Origin of the sequence: Burkholderia sp. E168m23 (assembly GCF_016586125.1) — a bacterium.
GTDB lineage: Bacteria > Pseudomonadota > Gammaproteobacteria > Burkholderiales > Burkholderiaceae > Burkholderia > Burkholderia orbicola.
On sequence record NZ_BCPP01001564.1, the window covers coordinates 1 to 821 of the forward strand.

An 821-nucleotide genomic window follows, 5' to 3' on the forward strand; every position below is an offset into this window, starting at 1 on the left:
GGCCAGATCCGCGCGAGCCCGTCGCGCTCGCCCATGTGAACCGGAATCTCGCCGACGCCGAGGCCCGCACGCAGCGCCGCACGCAGCATCAGGTTCGAGTTGGTGCGCGTGACGATGCGGCCGCCGTCGATCGGTTCGCCGGCGAGGGTCGGCTTGCGGCTGGCGTCGATGTACGGCTGGTAGACGGCGAGGTCGTGGCCCGCGAACGCGCGGCCGCGCTCGGGCTCGCCGTGCCGGTGCAGATAGTCGGGCGACGCGAATAGCCCCATGTCCCAGCACGCCAGCCGGCGCGCGACCAGATCGGGGTTCTCGGGCCGCACGGTGCGGATGGCGATATCGGCTTCGCGTTTCGCGAGATTCAGGATGTGGGTCGACGTGTTCAGCGCGACGGAGACGTCGGGATGTTTCGCGTGCAGCCGTGCGATCGACGGCATCACGAACTCGATCGCGAGCGCGTCGGTCGTCGTGATCTTCACCTCCCCGGCGAGCCGCCGGTCGACCCCCTGCGTCAGCCGCACCAGCTCGTGCGCATGCTGCTCCATCGCCTCGGCGGCGCGCAGCGCCAGTTCGCCGACCGGCGTGGGCAGATAGCCTTTCGACGAACGCAGGAACAGCGTCGCGCCGAGCATGTGCTCGAGCGTCGCGAGCCGCCGCCCGACCGTCGCCTGATCGACGCCGAGCGTCTGCGCCGCGCGGCGCAGCGTGCGCTCGCGATGGATCGCGAGAAAGACGCGCGCGTCGTCCCAGTTCATCGTGTGTCCCGACTGATGCATTTTTGCATTCCCCGACCGGTAATTCGCTGCGTGCCCGCGCGCGGCATC

1 protein-coding gene is annotated in these 821 nt (G+C 70.0%); it reads right to left on the reverse strand.

What is annotated here, in order from left to right:
* Nucleotides 1–752 (reverse strand): LysR family transcriptional regulator (locus tag JMF90_RS38915; RefSeq protein ID WP_201326526.1); only part of this gene is annotated, 752 nt, incomplete at its 3' end.
* Nucleotides 753–821: the final 69 nt, after the last annotated feature.